This is a genomic window from Plantactinospora mayteni (assembly GCF_016862935.1).
Classification (GTDB): domain Bacteria; phylum Actinomycetota; class Actinomycetes; order Mycobacteriales; family Micromonosporaceae; genus Plantactinospora; species Plantactinospora mayteni.
Genome location: NZ_BONX01000049.1, coordinates 144,568 through 169,146, shown reverse-complemented (window position 1 = coordinate 169,146; position 24,579 = coordinate 144,568). Strand labels below are relative to the sequence as shown.

The 24,579-nt window shown below is 72.9% G+C and carries 18 protein-coding genes and 1 pseudogene; 11 read left to right on the top strand and 8 right to left on the bottom strand.

Annotated elements, in window-relative coordinates; all coding sequences use genetic code 11:
• Positions 1–377: 377 nt before the first annotated feature.
• Together Pma05_RS33050 and Pma05_RS43030 are read right to left on the bottom strand one after the other, a co-directional pair.
• Positions 378–575 carry a hypothetical protein gene (locus tag Pma05_RS33050; RefSeq protein ID WP_203861415.1) on the bottom strand — a complete coding sequence of 66 codons (198 nt, stop codon included), beginning with the start codon at positions 573–575 and terminating at the stop codon, positions 378–380.
• A gap of 746 nt (positions 576–1,321) precedes the next feature.
• Positions 1,322–2,326, bottom strand: a pseudogene (locus tag Pma05_RS43030) (alpha/beta hydrolase); the annotation flags it as partial.
• 171 nt (positions 2,327–2,497) lie between these two features.
• Here Pma05_RS43030 and Pma05_RS33040 point away from each other — a divergent pair.
• On the top strand, positions 2,498–3,349 hold the full coding sequence (locus Pma05_RS33040) for a single-stranded DNA-binding protein (RefSeq protein ID WP_203861413.1): 852 nt from the start codon (positions 2,498–2,500) through the stop codon (positions 3,347–3,349).
• Between the two features lie 192 nt (positions 3,350–3,541).
• Here Pma05_RS33040 and Pma05_RS33035 read toward each other — a convergent pair whose 3' ends face one another.
• Entirely contained in the window at positions 3,542–5,032 is a 1,491-nt protein-coding gene (locus Pma05_RS33035; protein WP_239313604.1) for an acyltransferase family protein, read from the bottom strand.
• Positions 5,033–5,428: 396 nt separating this feature from the next.
• Here Pma05_RS33035 and Pma05_RS33030 point away from each other — a divergent pair, with 396 nt between their 5' ends.
• Together Pma05_RS33030 and Pma05_RS33025 are read left to right on the top strand one after the other, a co-directional pair.
• Positions 5,429–6,493, top strand: coding sequence for a cobalamin biosynthesis protein (locus Pma05_RS33030; RefSeq protein ID WP_203861438.1), 1,065 nt, complete (start codon positions 5,429–5,431; stop codon positions 6,491–6,493).
• A complete protein-coding gene (locus Pma05_RS33025) occupies positions 6,490–8,061 on the top strand; it encodes a cobyric acid synthase (RefSeq protein ID WP_203861412.1) in 1,572 nt (523 codons plus the stop codon). Before Pma05_RS33030 ends, Pma05_RS33025 begins: the two co-directional genes overlap by 4 nt.
• A gap of 112 nt (positions 8,062–8,173) precedes the next feature.
• Here Pma05_RS33025 and Pma05_RS33020 read toward each other — a convergent pair whose 3' ends face one another.
• Entirely contained in the window at positions 8,174–8,584 is a 411-nt protein-coding gene (locus Pma05_RS33020) for a rhodanese-like domain-containing protein (RefSeq protein WP_203861411.1), read from the bottom strand.
• A 49-nt stretch (positions 8,585–8,633) separates the two neighbouring features.
• Between Pma05_RS33020 and Pma05_RS33015 the strand changes: the two genes are divergently transcribed.
• The 3 genes from Pma05_RS33015 (at position 8,634) to Pma05_RS33005 (ending at position 12,121) form a co-directional block, all read left to right on the top strand.
• Entirely contained in the window at positions 8,634–9,236 is a 603-nt protein-coding gene (locus tag Pma05_RS33015; RefSeq protein ID WP_203861410.1) for a uridine kinase family protein, read from the top strand.
• Between the two features lie 137 nt (positions 9,237–9,373).
• Entirely contained in the window at positions 9,374–10,552 is a 1,179-nt protein-coding gene (locus Pma05_RS33010; RefSeq protein ID WP_203861409.1) for a M48 family metallopeptidase, read from the top strand.
• Positions 10,553–10,756: 204 nt separating this feature from the next.
• Complete coding sequence (locus Pma05_RS33005; protein ID WP_203861408.1) at positions 10,757–12,121, top strand: dipeptidase; 1,365 nt, start codon at positions 10,757–10,759, stop codon at positions 12,119–12,121.
• A 155-nt stretch (positions 12,122–12,276) separates the two neighbouring features.
• Here Pma05_RS33005 and Pma05_RS33000 read toward each other — a convergent pair whose 3' ends face one another.
• The gene (locus Pma05_RS33000) at positions 12,277–13,968 is read right to left on the bottom strand and encodes a COG1361 family protein (RefSeq protein ID WP_203861407.1); all 1,692 of its coding nucleotides are present in this window, start codon (positions 13,966–13,968) and stop codon (positions 12,277–12,279) included.
• A 184-nt stretch (positions 13,969–14,152) separates the two neighbouring features.
• Between Pma05_RS33000 and Pma05_RS32995 the strand changes: the two genes are divergently transcribed.
• The 3 genes from Pma05_RS32995 to uppS all read left to right on the top strand — a co-directional run bounded on the left by Pma05_RS32995 (position 14,153) and on the right by uppS (position 17,134).
• On the top strand, positions 14,153–14,359 hold the full coding sequence (locus Pma05_RS32995; RefSeq protein ID WP_203861406.1) for a hypothetical protein: 207 nt from the start codon (positions 14,153–14,155) through the stop codon (positions 14,357–14,359).
• A 78-nt stretch (positions 14,360–14,437) separates the two neighbouring features.
• The gene (locus Pma05_RS32990) at positions 14,438–16,210 is read left to right on the top strand and encodes an ATP-dependent DNA ligase (protein WP_203861405.1); all 1,773 of its coding nucleotides are present in this window, start codon (positions 14,438–14,440) and stop codon (positions 16,208–16,210) included.
• 144 nt (positions 16,211–16,354) lie between these two features.
• Positions 16,355–17,134, top strand: a complete 780-nt coding sequence (gene uppS, locus Pma05_RS32985; protein WP_203861404.1) for a polyprenyl diphosphate synthase — start codon at positions 16,355–16,357, stop codon at positions 17,132–17,134.
• Between the two features lie 25 nt (positions 17,135–17,159).
• On the opposite strand, the gene Pma05_RS43025 is transcribed toward uppS, so the two are convergent.
• Positions 17,160–17,801, bottom strand: coding sequence for a hypothetical protein (locus Pma05_RS43025; RefSeq protein WP_239313602.1), 642 nt, complete (start codon positions 17,799–17,801; stop codon positions 17,160–17,162).
• Positions 17,802–18,042: 241 nt separating this feature from the next.
• Positions 18,043–18,876, bottom strand: coding sequence for an SURF1 family cytochrome oxidase biogenesis protein (locus Pma05_RS32975; RefSeq protein ID WP_239313600.1), 834 nt, complete (start codon positions 18,874–18,876; stop codon positions 18,043–18,045).
• Between the two features lie 200 nt (positions 18,877–19,076).
• On the opposite strand from Pma05_RS32975, the gene Pma05_RS43825 reads away from it, so the two are divergent.
• The gene (locus Pma05_RS43825; RefSeq protein WP_203861403.1) at positions 19,077–21,353 is read left to right on the top strand and encodes a cobyrinic acid a,c-diamide synthase CobB; all 2,277 of its coding nucleotides are present in this window, start codon (positions 19,077–19,079) and stop codon (positions 21,351–21,353) included.
• A gap of 367 nt (positions 21,354–21,720) precedes the next feature.
• Positions 21,721–22,302 (top strand): GNAT family N-acetyltransferase, encoded by a 582-nt coding sequence (locus tag Pma05_RS32965; protein WP_203861402.1) that lies wholly within the window; start codon positions 21,721–21,723, stop codon positions 22,300–22,302.
• A 103-nt stretch (positions 22,303–22,405) separates the two neighbouring features.
• On the opposite strand, the gene Pma05_RS32960 is transcribed toward Pma05_RS32965, so the two are convergent.
• Positions 22,406–24,571, bottom strand: a complete 2,166-nt coding sequence (locus tag Pma05_RS32960) for a transglycosylase domain-containing protein (protein WP_203861401.1) — start codon at positions 24,569–24,571, stop codon at positions 22,406–22,408.
• Positions 24,572–24,579 lie beyond the last annotated feature (8 nt).

The following is a 24,579-nucleotide window of genomic DNA, read 5'->3' as shown; positions in this document are numbered from 1 at the left end:
CGCCCGGCAGGATTCGAACCTGCGACCAACTGCTTAGAAGGCAGCTGCTCTATCCGCTGAGCTACGGGCGCGGGGCGTGGTCGTGTGCCCCAGCAGGCTACCGTTGCCAGGACAACGGTCGGCGAGGACGTGACGATCTGGCCTGCACATACTAGGTTTCGAGGCGTGCAGTTGACGAGCACATTGTTTCTGCCGCTCCTGGTGTCGACCCAAGACACCCGGTACGGCGAGAGTCACCTGCTTGAAGACTTCACCCAGGACCTCGACGTCGGCTACTCGTTCGGACCGCCGTACGGTAGTCGCCTCGTCACCTGGGATGATCTGGACGAGCTAGAGATCAGCCAGGCAGAGCTGCGGCAGGTGGCCGTCGACAACCTCTACCGCCTGCTGCCCAGGATGCGGATCGACGGGCAGCCGCCCGCACCGATGCTCTCGTTCGGCGGCCTGGAGTCCACCGTGCTGCTCGCCGCCGAGGTCTGGGAGGACCTGGAGCGGTCCGTGCCGGGCGAGTTGGTCGTCGGCGTACCGGCCCGGGACGTGGTGATCGTCACTGGTACGGCGTCCCGGCCGGGCATGGCGAAGGTACGGCGGGCGGTGGATCGGATCTTCTTCGCGGGCGACCAGAATCTGCTCAGTCGCGAGCTGCTGGTGTGGCGGCAGGGCGGCTGGTCGGCGTATGGGGCGACGCAGGAGCCCGAGCCGCAGCCGGATCGGTGGGAGGAGTCGGGTCCGGAGCCGGAACGCTGGGAGAGCCCGGAGCGGGAGCGTGACCTTCGGGCAGAACCGGAGCGGGAGCGGGACCTTCGGGCGCCGGAGCGGGAGACCCGGCGCGAGGATCCGGAGCGGTTCCGGGATCCGGAGCGGTTCCGGGAGCCTGGGCGCTGGCGTGGCGCGGCCCCTGAGCCTGAGCCGGAGCCGGAGCCTGAGCGTTGGCGGAGTGCTTCCCGAGCGGCCCCGGAGCCTGGGCCGGAGCGGTGGCGGAGTGCTTCCCGAGCGGCCCCGGAGCCTGGGCCGGAGCGGTGGCGGAGTGCTTCCCGAGCGGAGCCTGAGCCTGAGCCGGAGCGGTGGCGGAGTGCTCCTCGATCGGAGCCGGGTCCGGCGCCGGGTCGGCGGCGAGGTGACTCTCGGCCGGAGCCGGAGTCCGCGCCCGAGTCGGACCGGTGGCGGGATGGTCCCCGGCCGGAGTCAGGGGCAGGTCGGGCCCGGTGGCACGGTGGTCCTCGCCCAGAGCCGGACCCGGAGTCGGAGCCGGAATCCGGACCCGAGCCGGGTCGGTGGCGGGGCGCGTCGGGCCCGGAGCCGGGTCGATACCGGGTGCCTCGGCAGCGGTCGGGTGACGGAGGGACGACGGACTGGCCGGAGCGGCCACCGGTGCGGGGTTCGAAGCGACGTAAGCCGAGGCCCAGCGGGCCAACTCGGTGAACACCTGCTGACGTACGGCCGGCCCGGACAGGGTGAGGTCGTGCAGGGCGCCGTCGAACCGGATCAGTGTCACGTGCCGACCCAAGCTCGGCGCCCAGCGGGCGATGTGCTCGACGTCGAGTACGGCGTCCGACAGTGCGGCGGACTCGTGCCAGGCCCGCCCCCGGAAGGTGCGGTTCGAGATGCTCACCAGGACCGGTACCGGGATCTCCAGCCCGGCCCGCAGTTGCCGCTGCGCCCGTCCGATCGCGGCGAGCCAGCCGACCCGGACCGGGAAACCGCTGACCGGCTTCCAGGCGAGGTCGTAGTTCCACTCGCCCCGGTGCTCGGCGTGCAGGCTGTGGCCGTACACCGGGGAGAGCCGGCGCGGGACGATCCGGTACGGCATCCGGTGGCTGACCCGCGCGAGCATCGCCAGGGCCGGTCGGCGGACCAGCCAGGGCATGTTGAGGTCGAAGAACGGGCTGTTCAGGAAGAGTCCGTCGACGACTCCGGCGGAGCGGCGCGCGTGCGCCCAGAGCGCGGTGATCAGCCCGCCGGTCGAGTGTCCGTTGACCAGTAACGTCCGGTTGCCGTCCGTCTCGCGGATGATCCGGGTCGCCGCGTCGAGTTCCGGGAAGTACTCCGGCACGTCGTGGCAGAAGTTCGGCGTCTGGTGCGGCAGCAGGCTGCGCCCGTGCTTGCGCAGGTCGAGCGCGTAGAAGTTCCAGCCCTGCTCGACGAAGAAGTCCGCCAGGTGGGTCTGGAAGAAGTAGTCGACGAAGCCGTGCACGTAGAGCACCGCCCGGTCGCTCGGCCGGCTGGCCCGGCGCCGGACCAGGGTGGCCAGTACCGGCCCCTCCTCGTCGCGGCCGAGGTCGATCGTCTGCCGCTCGTAGGGCGGTCCGAGCAGGTCCGGTTCCACCTCCCTGACGCTACTCGGCAATACCAGATCGGTCCTTGATCAGGGCCTTTTCCACAGGGCACCCGGTTGTCCACAGCCGGGCCGGCGGCGCTGGCGGCCCAGCGGGTACGGCGGCGACGCTATCGATCGAGTCGGCTCGGACAGGAACAACCGCATCCCTGTGGAGGGACGATGTTCGACACTTACGTGACTATTGTCGGCAATGTGCTGACTGCTCCAGAATGGCGGCGCACCACCCAGAGCGGCACCCTGGTGGCCAACTTCAAGGTGGCCTCGACCGCCCGTCGCCTCGACCGGGAGAGCAGGCGATGGGTCGACGGCAACAGCCTGCGCGTCAGGGTGAACTGCTGGCGGAAGCTGGCGGAGGGCGTTGCCTCCTCGGTGATGGTCGGCGACCCGGTTGTCGTGGTCGGCCGGCTCTACACCCGGGACTGGACCGACGACGCCGGCAACCACCGAACCATGTACGAGTTGGAGGCGGTGGCCGTCGGCCACGACCTGTCCCGGGGTAGGGCACGGTTCGCGCGCAACCGACCGTCGATGGCGACCTCCTCGATGGAGGAGGCCGAGGCCGAGGCCCGGGTGCACGGCGAGGCCACCGAGACGGTGTCGCCCGAGGAAGCTCCAGCGCTGCCCGACGAGCGCCCGCTCGACGACGACGGCGACTACCGGGGCCTGCCGGTGCCACCGGGCCAGGGCTTCGACTCGCTACACCTGCCGGCCGATCCCTTCGACGACCAGATCGATCTCGACGGGCTGCCCGACCGTGACGTGACCGGCCGGGGCGAGGCAGCCACCTCGTCGACTGGCAGCACCCACGGTCCGCTGGCTCGTGACGGCGGGCGGGACGGCGTCGACGCGGTCGATGTCGGGGACGGCGAGATCGAACCCGACACCGACGGTGGAGACGAGGACGACCTGGAGTTCCGCGACGAGGACGACGCCGACACCGCAGACCTCGGCAAGACCGACGGCGCTGGTCGTGGCCGCCGTGGCCGGGGCCGGCTGCCGGTCTCCGCCTGAACACATTCGGCCCGGGCGCTACCGGTCGGAAGGGGTCCGGCCGGGACGTGCCTGGTCCGGCGATCCGGCCCGGATAGGCGCCGGACAGCGGGTCGCCCGGATCGACGCGGTGGTCGCCTCCCCACCGCCATCCGGGCCGACCGAGGGTGGGGAGGTCGGTCGCGGCACTGACCGATCTCCCCACCCGAACCGTCAGGCGGCGCCTGTCGACCCCTTCCCGGGTTCAGGTGCTCCCGTGCTCACCTGCTCGGGGGACCTCCGGGGCTCGGGGGGCCTTCTGGGCTCGGGGGATCCGGGCGAACCACGGTCCGGCCCGGAGCGGCGGGCTGAATCCGATTGGTCGGGCTGCCGCTGCCGTATGACCCGGGGCGGCGGGGGCGTGGGGCGAGCCCGGCGTCGAGGATTGAGGAGGCGCACCATCGGGGTCTCGACGAACCGGAAGAGCAACCAGGCGGCCAGCAGGCTCACCAGCAGCGCGGCGACCGCGACGACCGGGCCCTGCCAGCCGGGGAACCCGCCGGTGTGCCCGGTGAAACGGAAGATGGCCTTGATCAGGAACACATGGACCAGATAGAACGCGAACGACACCTCGCCGAGCCAGACCAGCGGTCGAGACCGCCACGGCGACCAGCGACCGGTGGTGTCCGCCCGGGCCGCACTCGCGATCACCAGTACGTAACCGAAGGCCAGCACGGTGGTCCAGAGTTCGGCCCGGATCCACTCCATCGAGGCCACCCAGATCCCGACGAAGAGGCCGGTGGAGACGAGCAGACCTGGCCCTCGCCACTTCCCCCGCAGCATGAGTTCGGCGGCGGCGACGCCCATCCAGAACTCGAAGGAGCGTACGACGGGGAAGATCTGGGTGAACCACCAGCGGGCCGCCTCCGGCACCAGTTGCTGGCCCGGCCACATCGCCAGGATGAGCAGGGGCATGGCGACGACGACGGCGTAGAGCTGCCACGCCCGCATCCGACGGATCAGCGGCAGGACGAACGGGAGCGAGAGATAGAAGAACATCTCGCAGGCGATCGACCAGCTGACGTTGTTGATGCTGTAGAAATAGCCGTCGACCGGGATCCATGCCTGCACCAGGAACAGGTTGGCCAGCGCCACCTTCACGTTGACCGGGTCGGCCCAGTAGATCGCGAGCGCGATGACCACGGCAAAGGTGACGAGGTGGTTCGGATAGATCTTCGCGGCCCGACGCCGCCAGAAAGCCCGCTTCGTGTCACCGGGTCGGGCGGACCAGACCAGCACGAACCCGCTGAGGATGAAGAAGAACTGCACCCCGGAGAGGCCGAGCGTGAATACCCAGTCGACGATCTGGCGATATTCGGGCTCGGCGACGATCTGCATCGTGCCGACATGAAAACCGAAGACCAGCATCGCGGCGACCCAGCGCAGTCCGGTCAGGGACGGCAGCCGGTGCAGTGCGCCGGTGGTGGCGCCCCGTCCCGCCCGACCGGCGGCAGCGGTCGCCGTGTCGACGTCCGTTGCCGTGCCGGCATCCGCGCTCTCGGCACCATCTGCCGATCGGCCGGCCTCCTCCGATCGGCCGGCGGCATCCACTCGACCGGCCACCTCCGATCGGCCGGCGGCATCCACTCGACCGGCCTCCTCCGGTCGACCGGCCGCAGCCGATCGGCCGGCGGCGTCCTCGGTGGCGGGCGTCACACTGGTCATCGGACCTCCTCGATGGGCACATCGATGGCCAGCACTTACGCCTCCCGTCGGCTGGATTGTGCCGGGATGTCCGGTCGTGCGGAGCCTCCCGGCTGGGTACCCCCGCTGTCGCGAGTCCGCCCGCGACCCTATCCGGTGCCGAGGTGGCCCGGCGTGGCCGCGTACACCGCTGCCGGGGTGGCCCAGTGTGGCCGTGTGCACCGCCCGGCTCGCCGTACCGGTGGCGGCGCTGGTCAGCGTGGTGTTGATCGCCAAAGAGGCGGCGGGGCTAGGCTCCGGAGCGGGGAGGTGGTCGCCGTGCGGCCAGATGGCAGGTTGTCCGGAACCGGCCGCGCGGCGAGCCGACGCGGCCGGGTGTGGTCCGGCGGGACGGGCCGGATCGGCAGTCGGGGCGGGATGCCGGGGTGGCTGGGCAGCGGCGCGGCCAACGCCGCCGGGCTGGCCACCGGCTACGCACTCGACGCGCTCTTCGGGGACCCTCGGCGGGGTCATCCGGTCGCCGGGTTCGGGCGGTTCGCGGGTGCGCTCGAACGCCGGATGTACCAGCCTCGGCGTACGTCGGGGGCCGGGTTCGCGGCGGTGGCGGTCGGCGTACCGGTGGTGCTCGGCGGAGCGGCGGCGGTCGCCACGCGGCATCGACCGCTGGCCCGCGCGGCGCTGGTCGCCGCCGCCACCTGGACGGTGCTCGGCGGGCGGACGCTGCGGAGCGAAGCCACGGTCATGAGCCAGGCGCTCCGCCGGGCGGACGTGCCGGCGGCACGGCGGCGGCTCGGCCACCTCTGCGGGCGGGATCCGGCCGCGCTGGACGAGCCCGAACTCGCCCGAGCCACCGTCGAGTCGGTGGCGGAGAACACCTCCGACGCGGTGGTCGCACCGCTGCTCTGGGGCGCGGTGGCCGGGCTGCCCGGCCTGCTGGGCTACCGAGCGGCGAACACCCTGGACGCGATGGTCGGGCACCGGTCGGAGCGGTACGCCCGGTTCGGCACCGCCGCCGCCCGCCTCGACGACCTGCTCAACCTGGTGCCCTCCCGGCTGACCGGGCTGCTCACCATCGCCACCGCCCCGCTGGTCCGGGGCGACCGGGCGCGTGCCTGGCAGGTCTGGCGGCGTGACCGGGCGGACCATCCCAGTCCGAACGCCGGGCAGTGCGAGGCGGCGATGGCGGGTGCACTCGGCGTCCGGCTGGGCGGCCGTAACGTCTACTTCGGACGGTCTGAGGTCCGGCCGTTCCTCGGTGACGGCCCTCGGCCGGAGGCGCGGCACATCGACCGGGCCGCCCGGCTCTCCGGAGCGGTCGGGCTCGCCGCACTGGGCGTGGCGGTGGCGTACGCGGCGACCAGCCGGCCGCGCCGAGTCACGACCGGCTGGCTCACCCGCCGGTTGGGCCGGCTCGGAGCACCGTCCGAAGTGGAGCGGCGGTTCCCGGAGACGGCCCACTCCACAGCCTCGGCAGCCCGGTGAGCGGCGGGCTGCTGGTCGCCGGCACCACCTCGGACGCCGGCAAGAGCGTGCTCACCGCGGGTATCTGCCGCTGGCTGCACCGCCGGGGAGTCAGGGTGGCGCCGTTCAAGGCGCAGAACATGTCCAACAACTCGGCGGTGGTGGTCGGGGCGGACGGGCGGGGCGGCGAGATCGGCCGAGCCCAGGCCATGCAGGCCGCCGCCTGCGGAATCCCGCCCGACCTGCGGTTCAACCCGGTACTGCTCAAGCCCGGTAGTGACCGGTCGAGTCAGGTGGTGCTGCTCGGCCGGGCGGTCGACACCGTCACCGCCGGCAACTTCCGTACCCTCCGCCCCCGGCTCGCCACGACCGCCTTCGAGGCGCTCGCCGAGCTGCGCACCGACTACGACGTGGTGGTCTGCGAGGGGGCGGGCAGTCCGACCGAGATCAACCTGCGGGACACCGACTACGCCAACATGGGCCTGGCCCGGCATGCCCGGCTGCCGACGATCGTGGTCGGCGACATCGACCGGGGTGGGGTCCTCGCCTCGATGTTCGGCACCGTGGCCCTGCTGGACGCCGCCGACCAGGAACTCGTGGCCGGCTTCGTGGTCAACAAGTTCCGGGGCGACCTGGAGCTGCTCCGTCCCGGGCTCGACATGCTGACCCAGCTCACCGGGCGGCCGACGTACGGGGTGTTGCCCTGGCACGTCGACCTGTGGCTGGACGCCGAGGACTCGCTCGCCTACGGTCGGGTGCTCGGCCGACCGGCACCGCCGAAGGGCGGCGGGTGGCTGGACGTGGCGGTGATCCGGCTGCCCCGGGTCTCCAACGCCACCGACGTGGAGGCCCTGGCCACCGAGCCGGGCGTACGGGTCCGGTTGACCGTCGAGCCGGCCGAGGTGGCCGCCGCCGATCTTGTCGTACTGCCCGGGACGAAGTCGACCGTGGCCGATCTGGACTGGCTGCGTCGTACCGGGCTGGCCGAGGTGGTGCACGCACACGTGGCCGCCGGGCGACCGTTGCTCGGCATCTGCGGCGGCTTCCAGATGCTGGCGCGGAGCATCGACGACGAGGTGGAGAGCGGGCGCGGCCGGGTCGCCGGCCTCGGCCTACTGCCCATCGAGATCACCTTCGGCGCAGCCAAGACCGTGACGCGTTCGGTCGGCACGGCATTCGGGTCGGTCCCGGTCCAGGGCTACGAGATCCACCACGGGTACGTCTCCGGTGCCGACCCCGCACCGGCACCGCTGATCCACTATTCGGACGGCCGACCGGAGGGCGCGGCGGTCGGTCACCTCTTCGGCACCCACTGGCACGGCGCATTCACCTCGGACCGGTTCCGCCGCCGGTTCCTCACCGAGGTGGCCCGACTGGCCGGCCGGCACGGCTTCCAGGTCGCCCCGGACACCTCGTTCGCCGCCGCCCGGGAACGCACCCTGGACCTGCTCGGCGACCTGGTGGAGGAGCACCTCGACACCACCGCCCTGTGGCGGCTCGTCGAGCAGGGCCCGCCGGCCGGGCTACCGTTCGTCCCGCCGGGCGCACCGCCGGCACCCGCCCCGGCCCAGCGCGTTCCACGGAGATAACCGTCTCAGGCCGAGCCGGGTCGCCACCCGGCGCAGCGGCCCGACGGCAGACACCTTGGCCCGGCACACCGACGGTGGGCGGCCGGGGCCGGGCGCGTCGACGTGCGGTGGGTCACCTTCGTACGTCGGCCGGGGCATCGGCACAGGGCAGCCCGGCCCGCAGCCAAGCCTCGAAGCCGCCGACCAGGTCCGTCGCCCGCCACAATCCGAGGGAACGAAGGCTCGCCGCCGCCAGGCTGGAGCTGTAGCCCTGCCGGCAGACCACCACGATCTCGATGTCGTAGCCGACCGCCTCCGGGATCCGCGACCCGCTCGCCGGATCGAGTCGCCACTCCAGCACGGTGCGGTCGATCACCAGTGCCCCCGGCAACTCGCCCTGCTCCGCCCGTTGTGGATCGGTACGGGTGTCCACCAGCAGCGCCCCGTGCCGGCCCGCCGCGAGCGTTTCCAGCGGCGTCAGGCGGCGTACCCCGGCTCGGGTGCGAGCCAGCAGCGCGGCCACGCCCCGATCTTGATCAGACACTGGATCATTGTCTCCCCGGCCCAGATCAGCGGAGAGTAGGGTCGGCCGGATGGCACCCGTCGTCGAGTCGTACGCCGAGTTGGCGGCACGGATCCGGCGCCAACCGGCCCGGCTGGGGCGAACCCGACTGGTCGCGGTCGACGGGCCGAGCGGAGCCGGCAAGACGGTCTTCGCCGACAGGCTGGCCGACGCGCTCGACGCCGTCACGCCGGTGCTGCACACCGATGACCTGCTCGACGGCTGGGCGGACCAGTTCACCTTCTGGCCCCGGCTGGAGGAGTGGATACTCGCCCCGCTACGTGCCGGCCGGGCGGCACGCTACCGCCGGTACGACTGGACCCGGGGCCGCTTCGGGCAGGACTGGACCGTGCTGCCGCCCGCCCCGGTGGTGATCGTCGAAGGAGTCTCCAGCGCCCGCGCGGTCATCGCCACCGAACTGACCCTCGCCGCCTTCGTGACCGCACCGGCGGAACTGTGCCGGGACCGTACCCTGGCTCGGGACGGCGAGGCGCTGACACCCCAGCTCACGGTCTGGCGTCGCGGCGAGCGGGCGCACTTCGCCGCGGACCGTACCGTCGAACGGGCCGACCTGGTGGTGGACGGCGCCGCCGGCCCGGCGCTGGACGGCGCCACCTTCGTCCGGCTCCGGTGAGGAACTCCGTCCGGCTCCGGTGCGGCACCACGTCCGGGTCCGGTGACGGACTGACCCTGGTCCGCTTATGGACGTATCCGGATCGCTGCGGCACGATCGGCAGTACGGGCCGACGCAGCGGCGGGCGGGGGGACACCATGACGGCAGGCGGTACGAGTGGCACTCCCGCCCGACGGCGGGTGGTACTCGGCGGAATCAGCTCCCGGGCCTGGGAACATCCGGCCGACCGTGGCGCGCTGACCGCACTGCGCGAGTTGCGCGGCTTCGACGACGTGGTCAAGGCGTTCTTCGGGATGTGGAACGAGCGCGGTTTCCGGCTCTCCTACCTCGCCGCCGCGATCCGGGTCGACCACCGGCAGTATCCGCGGGTCTACCGGCTCTACGCCGAGGCGGGCGCCGCGCTTGACGTGACCGAGCTGCCGGAACTCTTCGTGACCCAGTCGCCATGGCTGACCGGTGAGGCGATCGGCCTCGACCGGCCGTTCATCGTGATCAGCTCGGCCTGTGTCAGCCAGTTCGACGACGACGAGCTTCGCTTCCTGCTCGGCCACGAGCTGGGCCACGTGGGCAGCGGGCACGCCGTCTACAAGACCATCCTGACCATCCTGACCCGGTGGGCGGCCAACCTGAGCTGGCTGCCGGTCGGTGCGCTCGCACTCCGGGCGATCATCGCCGCGATGCTGGAGTGGTGGCGCAAGGCGGAGCTGTCGGGCGACCGGGCCGGGCTGCTCGCCGGCCAGGACCCGGCGGCGGCGGTGCGGGTGCTGATGAAGCTGGCCGGCGGCGGCGACCTGAGCCAGATCGACACGGCCGCCTTCCTGGAGCAGGCATCCGAGTACGAGGGCGGCGGCGACCTCCGGGACAGCCTGCACAAGATCCGGATGACCGCCTGGAGTACCCACCCGGTGCCGGTGGCTCGGACGGCGGACCTGCGCAGATGGGTCGACTCCGGCGAGTACGCCCGACTGCTCGGCGGTGACTATCCGCGCCGGGAGGACGACGACCTGACCTCGGTATCCGCCGAGATCAAGGCTGCGGCGGAGTCGTACCGGGAGGCGTTCGGACGTTCCCAGGACCCGTTGGTCGGCCTGCTGCGCCGGCTCGGCGACGGCGCCAGTGACCTCGGCGACTGGGCCGGCGGCAGCGCGGGCCGGGCCCGCTCCTGGATGAACGCGGCCGGGGAGGCCGCCGCCCGGGCCGCCGGTCGTACCCGCCGAAGCGGCAAGCCGGGCGCGACCGGCCCCGCCGACCCGGCCGACCCGGGCGCCGGAGCCGACGGCGACGGGCCGGAACCGCCGGCCGAGGAAGCCCGGTAGCACCGGCTCGACGACTCGTCCGCGACGACCGAACGGCTTCGAGGGCTCGGCACGGGGTCCCGGGGACTCGGACGATGACGGCCCGGGGAGCCGGACGACCGAGAGTCCCGGGGACTCGGATGATCCCGGGCCGGGACCCGGACGCTGGGGAGCCCGGGGACCTCGGACGATCACGCTGGCTCGGCGCCGCCTACGATCTTTTCCATGACCACGACTTTCCGCACCGAGTCCGAACTGCGTGCCGCGATCGAGCGTGAGCTGCCCGGCGTACGGGCCGACCTGGAGCGGCTGGTCCGGATCCCCGGCATCGCCTTCGACGGTTTCGACCACTCCCAGGTCGAGCGTTCCGCCGAGGCGGTCGCCGAACTGCTGCGCGGCTGCTCCCTCGACGTGCGGGTGGTCCGGTCCGGCGGCCAGCCGGCGGTGATCGGCCGGCGTCCGGCGCCGCCCGGCGCGCCGACCGTGATGCTGTACGCGCACCACGACGTGCAGCCGGTCGGGGACCTGAGCCTGTGGCAGAGCGACCCCTTCGAGCCGGTGGAGCGCGACGGCCGGCTCTACGGGCGGGGCGCCGCCGACGACAAGGCCGGCGTGCTGGCCCACGTCGCCGCGTTGCGGGCCTTCGGCGACGCGCTGCCGGTCGGCGTGGTGCTCTTCGTCGAGGGTGAGGAGGAGTACGGCTCCGACTCGCTGGAGCGGCTCCTCGCCGAGCACCGGGACGAGATCGCCGCCGACGTGATCGTGATCGCCGACTCCGGCAACTGGGACATCGGCGTACCGGCGTTGACGACCTCGCTGCGTGGCATCGTCAACTGCTTCGTGGAGGTCCGTACCCTCTCCCAGGCCGTGCACAGCGGCATGTTCGGCGGCGGCGTACCGGATGCGCTGACCACGCTCTGCCAGCTCCTCGCCACCCTGCACGACCCGTCCGGTGACGTGGCGGTGGAGGGGCTGGTCAGCGCGGCGGGGGCCACCGTCGACTATCCGGAGGAGCGGCTGCGTACCGAGGCCGGGATGCTCGACGGGGTCTCGTTCATCGGCACCGGGCGGCTGACCGACCGGTTCTGGAACAAGCCGGCGATCTCGGTGATCGGCCTGGACGCACCGTCGACCGCCGAGGCGCCGAACGCGCTGGTGCCGTCGGCGAAGGCCAAGCTGAGCGTCCGGCTGGCCCCGGGCGATCAGGCCGCGAAGGCGTACGCCGCGCTGACCGAGCACCTGCGCCGGTACGCCCCGTACGGCGCGACCGTCACCGTGACCCTGGAACACGACGGCGAGCCGTGCGTGATCGACGCCACGGGCCCGATGTACGACGCGGCCCGGGCCGCCTTCCGGACCGCCTGGGACGGCGTCGAGCCGGTGGACATGGGCGTCGGCGGCTCCATCCCGTTCATCGAGACGTTCCGCCGGATGTTCCCGAACGCCGCGATCCTGGTGACCGGCGTCGAGGACCCGTACGCGCGGGCCCACGGGCCGAACGAGAGCCTGCACCTGGGCGAGTTCGCCCGGGTCTGCCTGGCCGAGGCGCTGCTGCTGGCCAACGTCGCCGAGGCGACCGCCGCCGGCTGACCCCGCCCGGCCTGACCGTCCCGGTCTGACCGCCCGGTCAGCGGGGTCTGGATCGAGCGTGCGGGATCGGGGCAGGGCGTGCGGGGGTCGGAACCCGGATCTGCGGGTCACGACCCCCGGACGCGTCGACACGCCTGCCCGGCGCGCGTATCCGGTTACTCGGAGGGTGGGGGTGCCGTCGACCGGCGCCGCCGGCCGAGCAGCAGCAGCACCGCGCCGAGGAGCAGGGCGCTGCCACCGAGCGCGGCGATCGGACCGGTCCGGACCCCGGTGATCGGGAGCCCGTCGTCGCCACCACCACCGCCCGGCTCGTTGATCAGGAGCTGCGCGGTGTTGCTCTTCGGACCGGTCTCCGTCGACGGGCCGAGGCCCCGGATCGTGATCGTGCCGTCCGTACCCGGTGCAGACTTGATCTTGACCCGTACGACGGACGACACCACGCCCTGGCCGGAGGCGGTCGCCGGCCACTGGCTCTCGGTACCGCAGTCGACCTCGGTCAGTTCGGCGACCGGCTCACCCTGCTCGTCCCGGAACGTGCACCACTGGCTGGGCAGCAGCACGGTGCCGCTCGGCGCGACGATCCGCCAGGCGGCGCCGCCGTCCGACGGCCCGTGGTTGGTGACCGTGTACGGCACCTCCACCGTGTCACCGACCGCGCCGGTGGCCGAGGTCGCGCGTACCTCCAGGTCGTGGCTGTTGGGTTTGGTCCAGATGCTGAACTCGGCGACGTTGGGCTCGGCACCGGCGGCCACCCGGGCCGGGTCGGCGCCGCCGGTCGTGGCCTGCCGGCCCGGCGTGCTCCGCTGCTCGCCCCCGCCCTGCTGCTCCGGCGTGCGGGGCTTGGCCAGGGAGTGCTCTCCGGTCCCGGCCCGCTGCTCCGCCTTGGCCCGCAGTTCGGCGAGCTTGCCGGCCAGCGACGGGCCGTCCGGTGCTCCGGCCTTGCGTTGGGCCTCGGGGAGCGGCTGGTCCAGTACGCCGGCCTCGAACCGGCCGGTCTCCTCGGCGGGCCCCGGCAGGTTCTTGCCGAAGACGACGTTGAACGCCGCGTCGCCGGAGACCGGATCGGAGAAGGCGACTCCGTTGCCCGGTTCCAGGATCAGGTGCATCGGGCAGGTCACCCGCTGCGGGCCGTAGACGTAGCCCTCCGGTGGCTCGCCGGGGAGGCCGTCGCCGTAGACGCAGTCTCCGTACCGCTCGGCGAAGGTCGCCCCGAGCGGGAGGGTGATGGTCAGCAGGAAGCCGGGCAGCGGGCTGTTTCCGAAGTTGAAGACGGTGGCGTGCAGCGGTCGCCGGTCGCCGCCGCCGACCCGCTGCTGCGCGGAACCGAGGTCGTCGACCTCGGCCACCAGGCCGGATCCGGTGGCCCGGATGCTCACCGGAAGCTCGTACGTCGCCGAGACCGCGCCGTCGGGGCCCTGGGCCGAGAGGCTGACCCGCACGGTCCCGGCCGGGCCTGGCCGGGCGTCCGGGGCACTGCGCAGCACGATCGGCTCGACCAGCCGCTCCTGGCCCGGCGCCAGGTCGCCGTGTCGGCAGTCCGCCGCCTTCCGCGACTGCCGGCAGTCCTCGGACCCGGACGGGACCGAAAAGAGGACGTCGCCGGTGGTGGGCTGGGCGTCGTAGACCGCGTTGACCGAGGTGGCCGGGGTGTCCCCGGTGTTGCGGAGGTGGAAGCCGATGGTCGTGCCGGCGCTGTCGATCGTCGCGTCGACCGGGCCGGAGACTTCCAGCCGGGGCTGCGCGGCGGCGTGCGCCGGGGTGGGCGCGACGGTGAGGGCGAGCGTCGCGAGCACTGCGGCGGCAGCCGCGCCGACCCGTCTGCCTGGGCGGAGGATGGCGTTCGTCATGACTCTCCGGGGGTTTCGCCGGAGCCCGGGCCCGGAAACGGGCCGCGTCTGGCTGGAGGGGAGTGTGGACAGAGGACGGATGTCCGTAGTCGAAAGATAGCCCACTCGTCCCACCAGCGGAGGTTCGCGGGAAGAAAGCGGAGAAAGCGCCCGGCGGGATCGCCGAGGCGGTAAGATTTAGTACATGAGTACGAACGAGACCATCGCGCGGCTCGACGCCGCGGTCAGTGCGCTGCGGGACGTCGACGTCTCCGCGTGGTCCGAGGATGCGCTCCGGGACCAGCTCGGCGAGCTTTCCACCGTTCTCTGCGCGCTCGACGCCGCCCTCGCCCGGGTGGCCGACGGCGTGCGTGCCCGTGGCCTACGCATCGAGGAGCCTGCCCCGGCCTAACCGTCCCCACCCAGCTCAGCCGGGGGACGAGGGCGGGCCGGCCGGAAAGTTGTCGGTGGTGGCTGCCAGGATGGAGCCGTGCGCTTTGTTGACCTGGCAGCCACCTCCGCCGCCGTCGCCGCCACCTCGGGGCGGCGGGCCAAGGTCGAGCTGCTCGCCGAGGCGCTGCGCAACCTCGCCCCGGAGGAACTCGTCGCCGGCTCGGGCTATCTGGCCGGAGAGCTGCGCCAGCGGCAGACCGGGGTCGGTTACGCCAGCCTCCGCGAGCTGCCGCCAGCGGCCGAGCAGCCCACCCTGACGGTGGCCGGCGTCGACGCGGCGATAGCCGAGTTGGCCGAGGTGCGCGGGCCGGGCTCGCAGCAGCGCCGCCGTGAGCTGCTGGCCGCCCTCTTCGGCGCCGCCACCGTCGAGGAGCGGCGGCTGCTGCTCGGCCTGTTCAGCGGTGAGCTGCGGCAGGGCGCCCAGGCCGGCCTGCTGGCCGAGGCGATCGCCCGGGCGGCCGAGGTGCCGCTGCCGGCGGTCCGCCGGGCCCTGCTGCTCGCCGGTGACCTGAAGACGGTCGCGGTGGCCGCGCTCACCGGCGGCTCGGGCGCGCTGACCGGGTTCGCGTTGCGGGTCGGCCGCCCGCTCGCGCCGATGCTGGCGCAGAGCGCGGCATCGGTCGAGGAGGCGCTGACCGCGGTCGGGCTGCCGGCTGTGGTCGACGTGAAGCTCGACGGCATCCGCATCCAGGTGCACCGCTCCGGCGACGACATCGCGGTCTTCACCCGCAGCCTCGACGAGATCACCTCCCGGGTTCCCGAGGTGGTGGCGGCGGTGCGCTCCCTGCCGGCCCGCGAGCTGGTGCTGGACGGCGAGGCGATCGCGCTCGACGCGTCCGGCCGGCCACGACCGTTCCAGGAGACCGCCAGCCGGGCGGCCACCAGGGGAGCCCGCCGGGCCGTCGGCGCCTCGGGTGAGCCGGGATCCGGCGACGGTGCCGATGCCGCCGAGGGCGGCACCCGGAGTTTCGGGGCGGCGCCGGTCGCACCGTCGACGGCCGGGTCGGTACGGGCGGTGGGCCCGGTGGACCTCTCCGAGGTGCCCCGGATCGGCACCTCCGGAACGGCGCCCGCCGAGATCCCCGGGCCGGACCGTCCGGTCGCCGCCGCCCCGTCGGTGCTGGCGGCGGCGAACACCAGCGGCGGAGTCGTGCTGACGCCGTACTTCTTCGACATCCTGCATCTGGACGGCGTCGACCTGCTCGACGCGCCGGGGCACGAACGCTGGGCCGCGCTGGCCCGCACCGTCTCGGCGGCACAGCTCGTCGAACGGATCACCGTCGACACGGTCGAGCAGGCGTCCGAGGCGTTCGCCGCGGCGGTCGACGCCGGGCACGAGGGCATCGTGGTCAAGGCGCCGGAGGCGGCGTACGACGCGGGGCGGCGGGGTGCCGCCTGGATCAAGGTGAAGCCGAGGCACACCCTCGACCTCGTGGTGCTCGCCGTGGAGTGGGGCAACGGCCGACGCAAGGGCTGGCTGTCGAACCTCCACCTCGGCGCCCGTGATCCCGAGACCGGCGGATTCGTGATGCTCGGCAAGACCTTCAAGGGGCTGACCGACGAGTTGCTGCGTTGGCAGACCGAGCGGTTCCAGGAGTTGGCGGTGGAGCGCGGTGACTGGGTGGTCCGGGTACGCCCCGAGCAGGTCGTGGAGATCGCCTTCGACGGGGTGCAGAGCAGTCCCCGCTATCCGGGCGGCGTGGCGCTGCGCTTCGCCCGGGTGCTGCGCTACCGCCACGACAAGAGCGCGGCGGAGGCGGACACCATCGACACCGTACGCGCCATCCACGCAGGTCGGCGTCCCGACTGACCGCCGTCGGGGAATCCACCCCGACTGAACCTTTTTCAACCTCCCCTTGCGGTCCGTCGTGGCCGCAGGCGCAAGTCGAGCCGCACACGCCGCGCGGTTCAGGTTGAAAAAGGTTCACTGGTCACGGGTTGCTACGGTTCGACAATGATCTTCCGGAACGCGCTCTACCGGCTGTACGTCCGCCGCCTGCGGGCACAGCTGGTCACCAGGTCACTGCCCCGGCACGTGGCGATGGTGATGGACGGCAACCGGCGGTGGGCCCGGAAGCAGGGCTTCGAGAACCCGAGCGTCGGCCACCGGTACGGCGGGGAGCACGTCGACGAGGTGCTCGGCTGGTGTGCCGACCTCGGCATCGAACACGTGACGATCTTCGTCGCCTCCACCGACAACCTGCGCAAACGGCCGTCGGACGAGGTCCGGTATCTGATGGAGGAGGTGGTCGAGCGGATCGTCGCCGCCCGGCTCGCCGAACGTCCCGGCCGGTGGCGGCTGCACCTCGCCGGGCGGCTCGACGCGCTGCCCGACTCGACCCGGCACGCGCTGAAGCTGGCCCGGGACGCGACCGCCGACCGTGGGGCGAGGTTCCACCTGACCATCGCGGTTGGCTACGACGGCCGGGCGGAGGTCGTCGACGCGATCCGCTCCCTGCTGGACCAGGCGGCCCGGGCGGGTACGACCCCGACGGAACTGGCCCAGCGGCTCACCGCCGAGGACATCGCGGCGCACCTCTACACCCAGGGGCAGCCCGACCCCGACCTGATCATCCGGACCAGTGGCGAGCAGCGGATGTCCGGTTTCCTGCTCTGGCAGGCGGCCTACTCCGAGCTGTACTTCTGCGACGCGTACTGGCCCGGCTTCCGGTACGTCGACTTCCTGCGCGCCCTGCGGTCGTACGCCGCCCGGCAACGCCGCTTTGGCGCCTGAACACCGGTCGGCTGACCGGGGCGGCTCAGATCGCGGCCAGCGAGCGTACGTAGTTGACCTGCTGGTGGATCTGCTGGACCTGGAACTGGTCGGTGACCGGGATCCGGGCGACGTACTGCCGCGCGCCGTTGGTGACAGTCACCTGCACCATTCCACGGTAGACGGTCTCCTTGACCAGCAGGAACAGCAGGCTGAACACGGTCAGTACGCAGAAGCCGACCACCGCCACCACGATCGCCCAGGTCGGAATCTTCTGCTCGCTCTGCCAGTAGTCCGCCACGTGCCACTGCGAGCCGGCCAGCGGGATGTCGCCGCTCGGGGTGCGTACCGTCGACGAGGTGACCGCGATCTCGCCGATCTGCGCGACCACCGGCTCCGGCCGGACCGGGGGCGACCACGCCGTTCCGCCGCCCGGCTGGCCTCCGCCCGGATAGGTCTGTGCCGGAACCGGATAGGTCTGTGCCGGCACCGGATAGGGCTGCGGGGACCCCGGATAGGGCTGCCCGCTGACCGGATAGGGCTGCCCGGGGTAGCCCGGCGTCGGGGTCGGCGGGTCGTCTGGGGTGGGCGGCGGCGGATAGCCGGGCGAGACCGAGGCGTCGGTCGGCCACGGATCGGTCGGTGCTGGCGGAGGTACGTCCTGCGCTCCGCCCGGGTCCACACTCATGCCGGCACTCCGCTGCGCTCCGTGCCGTCCTGAGGCACACCCGCCCTGAACTGGCTGATTCGCTCGCTTCGCTTGCTCATGCCGGCTCCTCCCCAGTGCCACACCGGCCCGCTCCGCAGACCTTAACCCGAACCGTGACGCCTGACACGCCGAGGTGCGTCCGGTACCACCGTCGACGGTCGACGGCTGACCGCCGATGGTCGGTCGGACGGGTATGCGGGTGAAGGGGGCGCTGGTCGGCTCAGGGGCTCGGGGCGGCGGCCGGCTGGTCCAGCCGGTCCGGTCCGGCCCGGTCCCGGTTGTCGTCGCCGTCCCTCAGGTCGCCACGCGCCTCCCGGCGGGCCGCCCAGCCGAAGCCGACCAGGGCCAGCACCGCGAACAGCCACCACTGGACGACGTAACCGCCGTTCTGCCAGTCGTTCTCGTGGCGGATCGGTATCGCCGAGAAGGCCGGATCGGCGGCCGGAGTCTGCTCGTCCAGCAGCAGGTATGCGGAGTAGAGCGGATAGGGCAACTCCCGGGCCAGCGTCGGCACGGCGATCCGGCGGGTCTCGATCCGGCCGTCCCGCCGGGCCACGGCGTCCGGCTTGCTCTCCGACAGGTGCACCCGGCCCACCACGGTCACCTCACCGGACGGGGCGGCGGGGACCTCGGGCCGGGCGAGCGCGCTGCCGCCGACGGCCGGTGGGATCCAGCCCCGGTCCACCAGTACGGCGCTGCCGTCGGCCAGCCGCAGCGGGGTGAGCACCTCGAAGCCGACCTTGCTCTCCACGGTACGGCTGCGGATCAGGATCACGTTCGTGCTGTCGTACCGCCCGGTCACGGTGACCCGGGTCCAGGCCGCGCCGGCCGGCGGCGCCTGCCCGGTCGTGCCGGCCGCGCCACCCGGTCGGGGCAGCACCTGGTCGACCGGCACCGGCGCGAGCTTCGCCGTCTCGTCGATCCGCTCGTTGATCGCGGCCCGCTCCTGGTAGCGACTCAACTGCCAGTTGCCGAGCAGCACCATCACGGTGGCCGCGGCCAGGGTCAGCGCGAGGATGCCCAGCCAGCGGGGCGTGAGCAGGAACCGGTACACAGCATGAGGCTACCCGGGCGGTTCCGCCGGTTTGCCAGGTGGCCGGCTCGGCGGACCGGCACGGCGCGCGGTGCCGGGTATCCTCACGCGCGTCGGTTCGATCGACGGGTCGGGCCGGGCCGTCCCTCGCACCACCACCGTCCGTACCATCCTCCGCACCGCCCGCCCCGGGCCGGTGACCGCGCCCCGAGGAGCCGACCATGATCGCCGCGCCGCGCGTAGTGGTGAGCGCACCGTCGTCCGGACACGGCAAGACCGCGATCGCGGTCGGCCTGCTCGCCGCGCTCGCCGCGCGAGGGCTGGACGCCGCCGGGTTCAAGGTCGGCCCCGACCACACCGACGCCGCCTATCTCGGACTCGCCGCCGGGCGGCCCGGCCGCAACCTCGACCCCCGGCTGGTCGGCTCGCAGCGGATCGCCCCGCTCTTCGCGCACGGCTCCGCCGACGCCGAGATCGCGGTGGTGGAGGGCACGATGGGACTCTTCGACAGCCTGGCCGGCCGGCCGGAGGTCGACTCGACCGCCGCGATCGCCACCGCGTTGCGGGCCCCGGTGGTGCTGGTCGTCGACGTGGGCTCGATGGGCCAGTCGGTCGCCGCGCTGGCGCACGGCTTCCGGGCGTACGACGAGATGCTCTGGCTCGGTGGCGTGATCCTGAACCGGGTCGCCTCGGACCGGCACGAGCAACTGCTCCGCGACGCGCTGGACGACATCGGCGTACCGGTCTTCGGTGCGCTGCGCCGACGGGACCTCCCCGCCGTCCTGCCGTCCCGACAGCACGGTGTGGTGCCGGTGATGCAGCGCGGCGTGGAGGCGTACCGGGGGGTGCGCCGGCTCGGCGAGGCGATCACCGGAGCCGTCGACCTCGACCGGCTGCTGGCGCTGGCCCGCTCGGCACCCCGGGTGCCGGTGACCGCCTGGTCGGCCGCGGAGGCGCTCGCCGAGTTGGGGCCGGTCGGCGAGGCGCCGGCCACCCGTACGGTGGTGGCGCTGGCCGGCGGGCCGACCCTGTCGTACTCGTACGCCGAGACCGCCGAACTGCTGGCGGCGGCCGGTGCCGAGGTGGTCACCTTCGATCCGCTCCGCGACGAGGTACTGCCGGCGGACGCCGGTGCGCTGGTGATCGGCGGTGCGCTGCCCGAGACGTACGCCGAGGAGCTGTCCGCCAACCGCCGGCTCTGCATCGCCGTCGCCGAACTGGCCCGTACCGGTCGACCGGTGATCGCCGAAGGAGCCGGGCTGCTCTGGCTGGCCCGGGAGTTCGACGGGCGCCCGATGTGCGGGGTGCTGGACGCGGCGGGGGCGAGCCTGGACCGGACCGTGGTCGGTTACCGCGAGGCGACGGCGCGCGCGGACACCCCGGTGGCCCGGATCGGTGCCCGGGTGATCGGCTACAAGCAGCATCGCGGGGTACTGACCCCACGGGCCGGGCAGACCCCGGCATGGAGCTGGGGTGGTGGCCCGCCGGAGGGGTTCGTCTGGCGCCGGGTGCACGCCTCCCAGTTGACCCTGCACTGGGCGAGCAGCCCGGTGATCGCCAGCCGCCTGGTCGCCGCCGCCGCGTCGGCCGGTACGCCCGCCCCGGCTGCCGTACCGCCGGCTGTCCCGGTTGCGTCGGCCGGTCCGGTGCCGTCGGCGGGTCCCGCCGGTCCCGCCGCGCCGGTCTCGCCGGCCGGCCTGGCCGGTCCGGCCGCACCGGTGTCACCGGGGCTGGTCGGGTCGTCGGCCCCGGTCTCCCCGTCGAGTCAGGTCTCCCTGCTGGGCCAGGGCACGCCGACTGCTCCGGTGTCACCTCCGGCACCGGCCGGTCCGTCCGCTCCGGTCTCGCCGTCCGCCCCGGTCTCGCCGTCCGCCGCCGTCCGACCCACAGGTCCGGCCGGTCCGGATGCGGTCGCGCCCCGGCAGTCAACTCCCGGCAGCGCCTCCAGGGGCACCGCGCCGTCCGCAGGTCCCGGCCCGGCCGGCCCTGCACCTTCCGGTGGCCGTGCTCCGGCACGCCCTGCTCCGGTCGGTCCTGCCCCGGCTGGCGGTCCTGGCCCGGCTGGCGGTCCTGCCCCGGCTGGCGGTCCTGCCCCGGCTGGCGGTCCTGCCCCGGCTGGCGGTCCTGCCCCGGCCGGCGGTCCAGCCCAGAGAGCGACCGGCACCGCGCCGTCCGGCGCGCCGAGGTCGGCCACCGGCATGCCCGGGACGGGACCGCGACCGCAGACCGGGCCGATGTCGGGCGGCGCGGCCGAGGCTCCGGGATCGGTGGCCGCGCCCCGTCCGAGGCCGGTACCCGGCGACGAGCAACCGGTGCCGGGAGGCGCCACCGACCGACCGGTGCCGGTCAGGGCCGGTGACGGCTCGGGTGTGGCGCCCGGGGCGGGCCGGACGGATATCGAGCCGGCGGCGGAGGTCGCCGGACCGGGCGAGGCGGCTGGGTCCGAGCCGGTGGCCGGCGCCGTGCCGAGCAGTCCGGCGGGTGGACCGGTGGCGTGATCCGGTCGGCGACCCGAGCGGCCGGCGTGTCCGTGGCCGCCCCGGGGCCGATGCCGGTGTGGAGCGTCCGAGGCGCGCGGCGTGCGCGGCCGGCGTGTCCGTGGCCCCGAGCCGGTGCCCGTGTGGAGCGCACGAGGCGCGCGGTGTGCATGGCAGTCGGGATGGGTGTACGGATCGACCAGGGCAGGCTCCCGCTCGGTGGCGAGCGGCCCGGCCCGGCCGCGAGCCGACCTGCGGGGCGGGGTCGGCATCGGCCAACGTGAGCGGGTGTTTTGGGTGGCGTCGGATCGGCAGCTAAAGCCGGTGTTTTGGGCAGGACGGCGGGCTTGGTGGGCATGAACAGCGGCGAGTGGGGTGAGCCGGCAGAATGAGCGGAGAGGTGGCGGTGCGCCGCTTTCCGACCTTGACCGTGTCGACGCCACGGGTGCACGTACGACCGCTGCGGGGGTCGGACGCGAACGCGGTCTCGGCGATCTTCGCCGACAAGCAGACCCAGCGCTGGCTGCCGTTCCAGCGCGAACTCGGGCAGATCGACGCCGACGCCTGGTGCACCGAGATGGCCCAGGAACGGCGGGACAGCGGCAACGGCGACCACTACGGCGTGATCCGGCGCGAGGACGAGCGGCTGGTGGGCTGCCTGTGGACCAAGCGTACCGACTGGGGAGGCCGGGTCACCGAGGTGTCGTACGCGATCGCGCCGGAGGCGCGCGGGTTCGGCATGGCGGCGGAGGCGGTCGACGCGATAGCCGTCGCGTTGATCCTGGAGCACGGTTTCCAACGTCTCGAACTGCGGGTGGCACCCGGCAACACCGCGTCTCGACGGGTCGCCGAGAAGGCCGGGTTCACCTACGAGGGGCTGCTGCGCAACGCCGGGTACGTGCACAGCGGCCGGGTCGACCTGGAGGTCTGGTCGCTGGTCGCCGCCGACCTGCACTCACCCGGCCACTGACCCGGTGCGGCCGTGCCCGGTCAACCGGGTCATGTCCGCCGTGCCCGGTCAGCCCGTCATCCCAGCCGTGCCCGGTCAGCCGGCTCGTCTCGGCCGTGCCCGGTCAACCCGTCATCTCGGCCGAGGGCGGGTTGAACTGGCGCACCGGCTGGTCCTTCAGCGCGTTCTTCAGGAAGCCGGCGACCGCGTCGATCGGAATGTTGGCCGGGCCCGAGCCGACCGGGTTCATCGGGCTGTCCGGGTCGGAGAGGAAGCTCGCGGCGGCCAGTTCGGGGGTGTAGCCCACGAACCAGGCGGCCCGGTCGCTGTCGGTGGTACCGGTCTTGCCGGCTACCGGCCGACCGACGATGCCCCGGACCCGGTCGGCGGTGGACCAGCCGCCGCAGGAGCCCCGGGCCGGGGTGTCCCCGGTGGGGCACCGGGCGGCGTCGGTGGCGGCCCGGGCCGCGTCGGCGCTGACCTCCTGGCTGCACCGGGGGAGCGCGATCTCCAGATCCATCCCGGAACCGGTCCGGTGCGTCGCCGGCATGCCGTCCGGCCCGACGATCGAGGTGACCGGCAGCGCCTCACAGAACCGTCCCTCGGCGGCGACCGTGGCATACGCGTTGGCCATCTCCAGCGGGGTGACGTCGGAGACCCCGAGGGTGAACGAACCCCACTTGTTCGCCTGGCTCGGCGACGCCTGCCGCTTGTCGATGTCGGTACGCCACTGTAGGCCCAACCGTTCGGCCAGCCGGACCACGTTCTCGGCGCCCACCTTCTGTTCCAGCCAGACGAAGTACGTGTTGACCGACTTGCCGAAGCCGGACCACATGGTCTGGTTGCCGGTCATCGCGCCGCTGGCGTTCGACGGGCACCAGTACCCGCCGCAGTCCGTCGGGCCACCGCTGCCGTCCGGGTAGATCGAGACGAACTTGTGCGGTGAGTTGAAGTCCGTGCTGAGCGGAAGCCCGGCGTCCAGCGCGGCGAGCATGGTGAACATCTTGAACGTCGATCCGGCCTGGTAGCCGGGGAGGTCTCCACCGCCGAGCAGCGGGACCACGGTGTTCGGGTAGTTGCCCTTCATCCGGCTGCGCTTGTCCGGGTCGGAGTGTGGGCCGTTCACGCTCTGGTCCAGCGAATAGGACCGGTTCACCGCCATCGACTTGACGTACCCGGTGCCGGGCTCGACCGCGACCAGGCCGTTTCCGTACGGGCTGCCGTTCGATACCCCGGCCTGCACCTGCTCGTCGGCGACCTCCTGGATCTTCGGGTCCAGGCTGGTGACGATGGTGTAGCCGCCCCGGCGCAGCCGGTCGAGGCGCTCCAGGGAGTTGCTGCCGAACGCCGGCTGTGCGGCCCACCAGGCTTTCAGGTAGTCGCAGAAGAAACCCCAACTGTTGTGCTCCTTCGGCACCGACATGCAGTCGTTCGGCGGGCTGCTGAGGCGGAGCTCGATCGGCTCGGACTTCGCCGCCGTCGCAGCCTGCGGCGACAGGTAGCCCATCGCCTGCATCCGGTCGAGTACGTAGTTGCGCCGGTCGGTGGCGGCCTTCCGGTCCGAGCTGGCCGGGTCGTACTCGGTCGGCGCCTTCACCAGCCCGGCCAGGGTGGCCGCCTCGACCGGGGTGAGGTCCTTCGGCAGCTTCGAGAAGAAGATCTCCGACGCCGAGTAGATGCCGTACGCCCGGTGGCCGAAGTAGGCCGAGTTGAGATAGCGCTCCAGGATGTGCGACTTCGTCGTCTCCTTCTCCAGGTCGAGGGCGAGTCGCATCTCGCGGAGCTTGCGCAGCGGCGTCTGCTCGGTGGCCTGCCGGGCCTCTATCGGGGTCTTCGCGCTGTCCCGCAGGGCCATCCGGACGTACTGCATGGTCAGCGTGGAGGCGCCCTGGGACACTCCGCCGGCCTGCTGGTTGGCGACGAAGGCCCGGAGCACACCCTTGGGGTCGACCCCGTTGTGCTCGTAGAACCGGGAGTCCTCCGACGCCACGATCGCCTGCTGGATGTACGGCGACATCTGCGAGATCGGCACGTACCGCCGGTGCTCCTCGTAGAAGGTGGTGATCAGGGTCGTCCCGTCGGCGGCGTAGACGTAGCTGGTCTGCGCGGGCACCGAGGCGAGCAGATCGGCCGGGGTCTTCTTGACCATGTCGGCGCCGACCTTGGCAGCTAGTCCGCCGACCGCGACGAACGGGAACAGCGCCGCCGCGACGACCACACCGGCGATGAGTCCGGCACGGAGCAGGGGTACGAGCCGACCAGGGGCAGGAGGGGTGGTGGGGTTGGTCACGTTTCCAA

What these genes read in the sequence shown, in the direction of transcription:
- Pma05_RS33000 (WP_203861407.1), bottom strand. Translation starts at nt 13,968, where the DNA reads ATGACGAACGCCATCCTCCGCCCAGGCAGACGGGTCGGCGCGGCTGCC.
- Pma05_RS33040 (WP_203861413.1), top strand. Translation starts at nt 2,498, where the DNA reads ATGTTCGACACTTACGTGACTATTGTCGGCAATGTGCTGACTGCTCCA.
- Pma05_RS33035 (WP_239313604.1), bottom strand. Translation starts at nt 5,032, where the DNA reads ATGACCAGTGTGACGCCCGCCACCGAGGACGCCGCCGGCCGATCGGCT.
- Pma05_RS33015 (WP_203861410.1), top strand. Translation starts at nt 8,634, where the DNA reads ATGGCACCCGTCGTCGAGTCGTACGCCGAGTTGGCGGCACGGATCCGG.
- Pma05_RS43025 (WP_239313602.1), bottom strand. Translation starts at nt 17,801, where the DNA reads ATGAGTGTGGACCCGGGCGGAGCGCAGGACGTACCTCCGCCAGCACCG.
- Pma05_RS43825 (WP_203861403.1), top strand. Translation starts at nt 19,077, where the DNA reads ATGATCGCCGCGCCGCGCGTAGTGGTGAGCGCACCGTCGTCCGGACAC.
- Pma05_RS33050 (WP_203861415.1), bottom strand. Translation starts at nt 575, where the DNA reads ATGCCCGGCCGGGACGCCGTACCAGTGACGATCACCACGTCCCGGGCC.
- Pma05_RS33005 (WP_203861408.1), top strand. Translation starts at nt 10,757, where the DNA reads ATGACCACGACTTTCCGCACCGAGTCCGAACTGCGTGCCGCGATCGAG.
- Pma05_RS33010 (WP_203861409.1), top strand. Translation starts at nt 9,374, where the DNA reads ATGACGGCAGGCGGTACGAGTGGCACTCCCGCCCGACGGCGGGTGGTA.
- Pma05_RS32995 (WP_203861406.1), top strand. Translation starts at nt 14,153, where the DNA reads ATGAGTACGAACGAGACCATCGCGCGGCTCGACGCCGCGGTCAGTGCG.
- uppS (WP_203861404.1), top strand. Translation starts at nt 16,355, where the DNA reads ATGATCTTCCGGAACGCGCTCTACCGGCTGTACGTCCGCCGCCTGCGG.
- Pma05_RS32965 (WP_203861402.1), top strand. Translation starts at nt 21,721, where the DNA reads ATGAGCGGAGAGGTGGCGGTGCGCCGCTTTCCGACCTTGACCGTGTCG.
- Pma05_RS33030 (WP_203861438.1), top strand. Translation starts at nt 5,429, where the DNA reads ATGCCGGGGTGGCTGGGCAGCGGCGCGGCCAACGCCGCCGGGCTGGCC.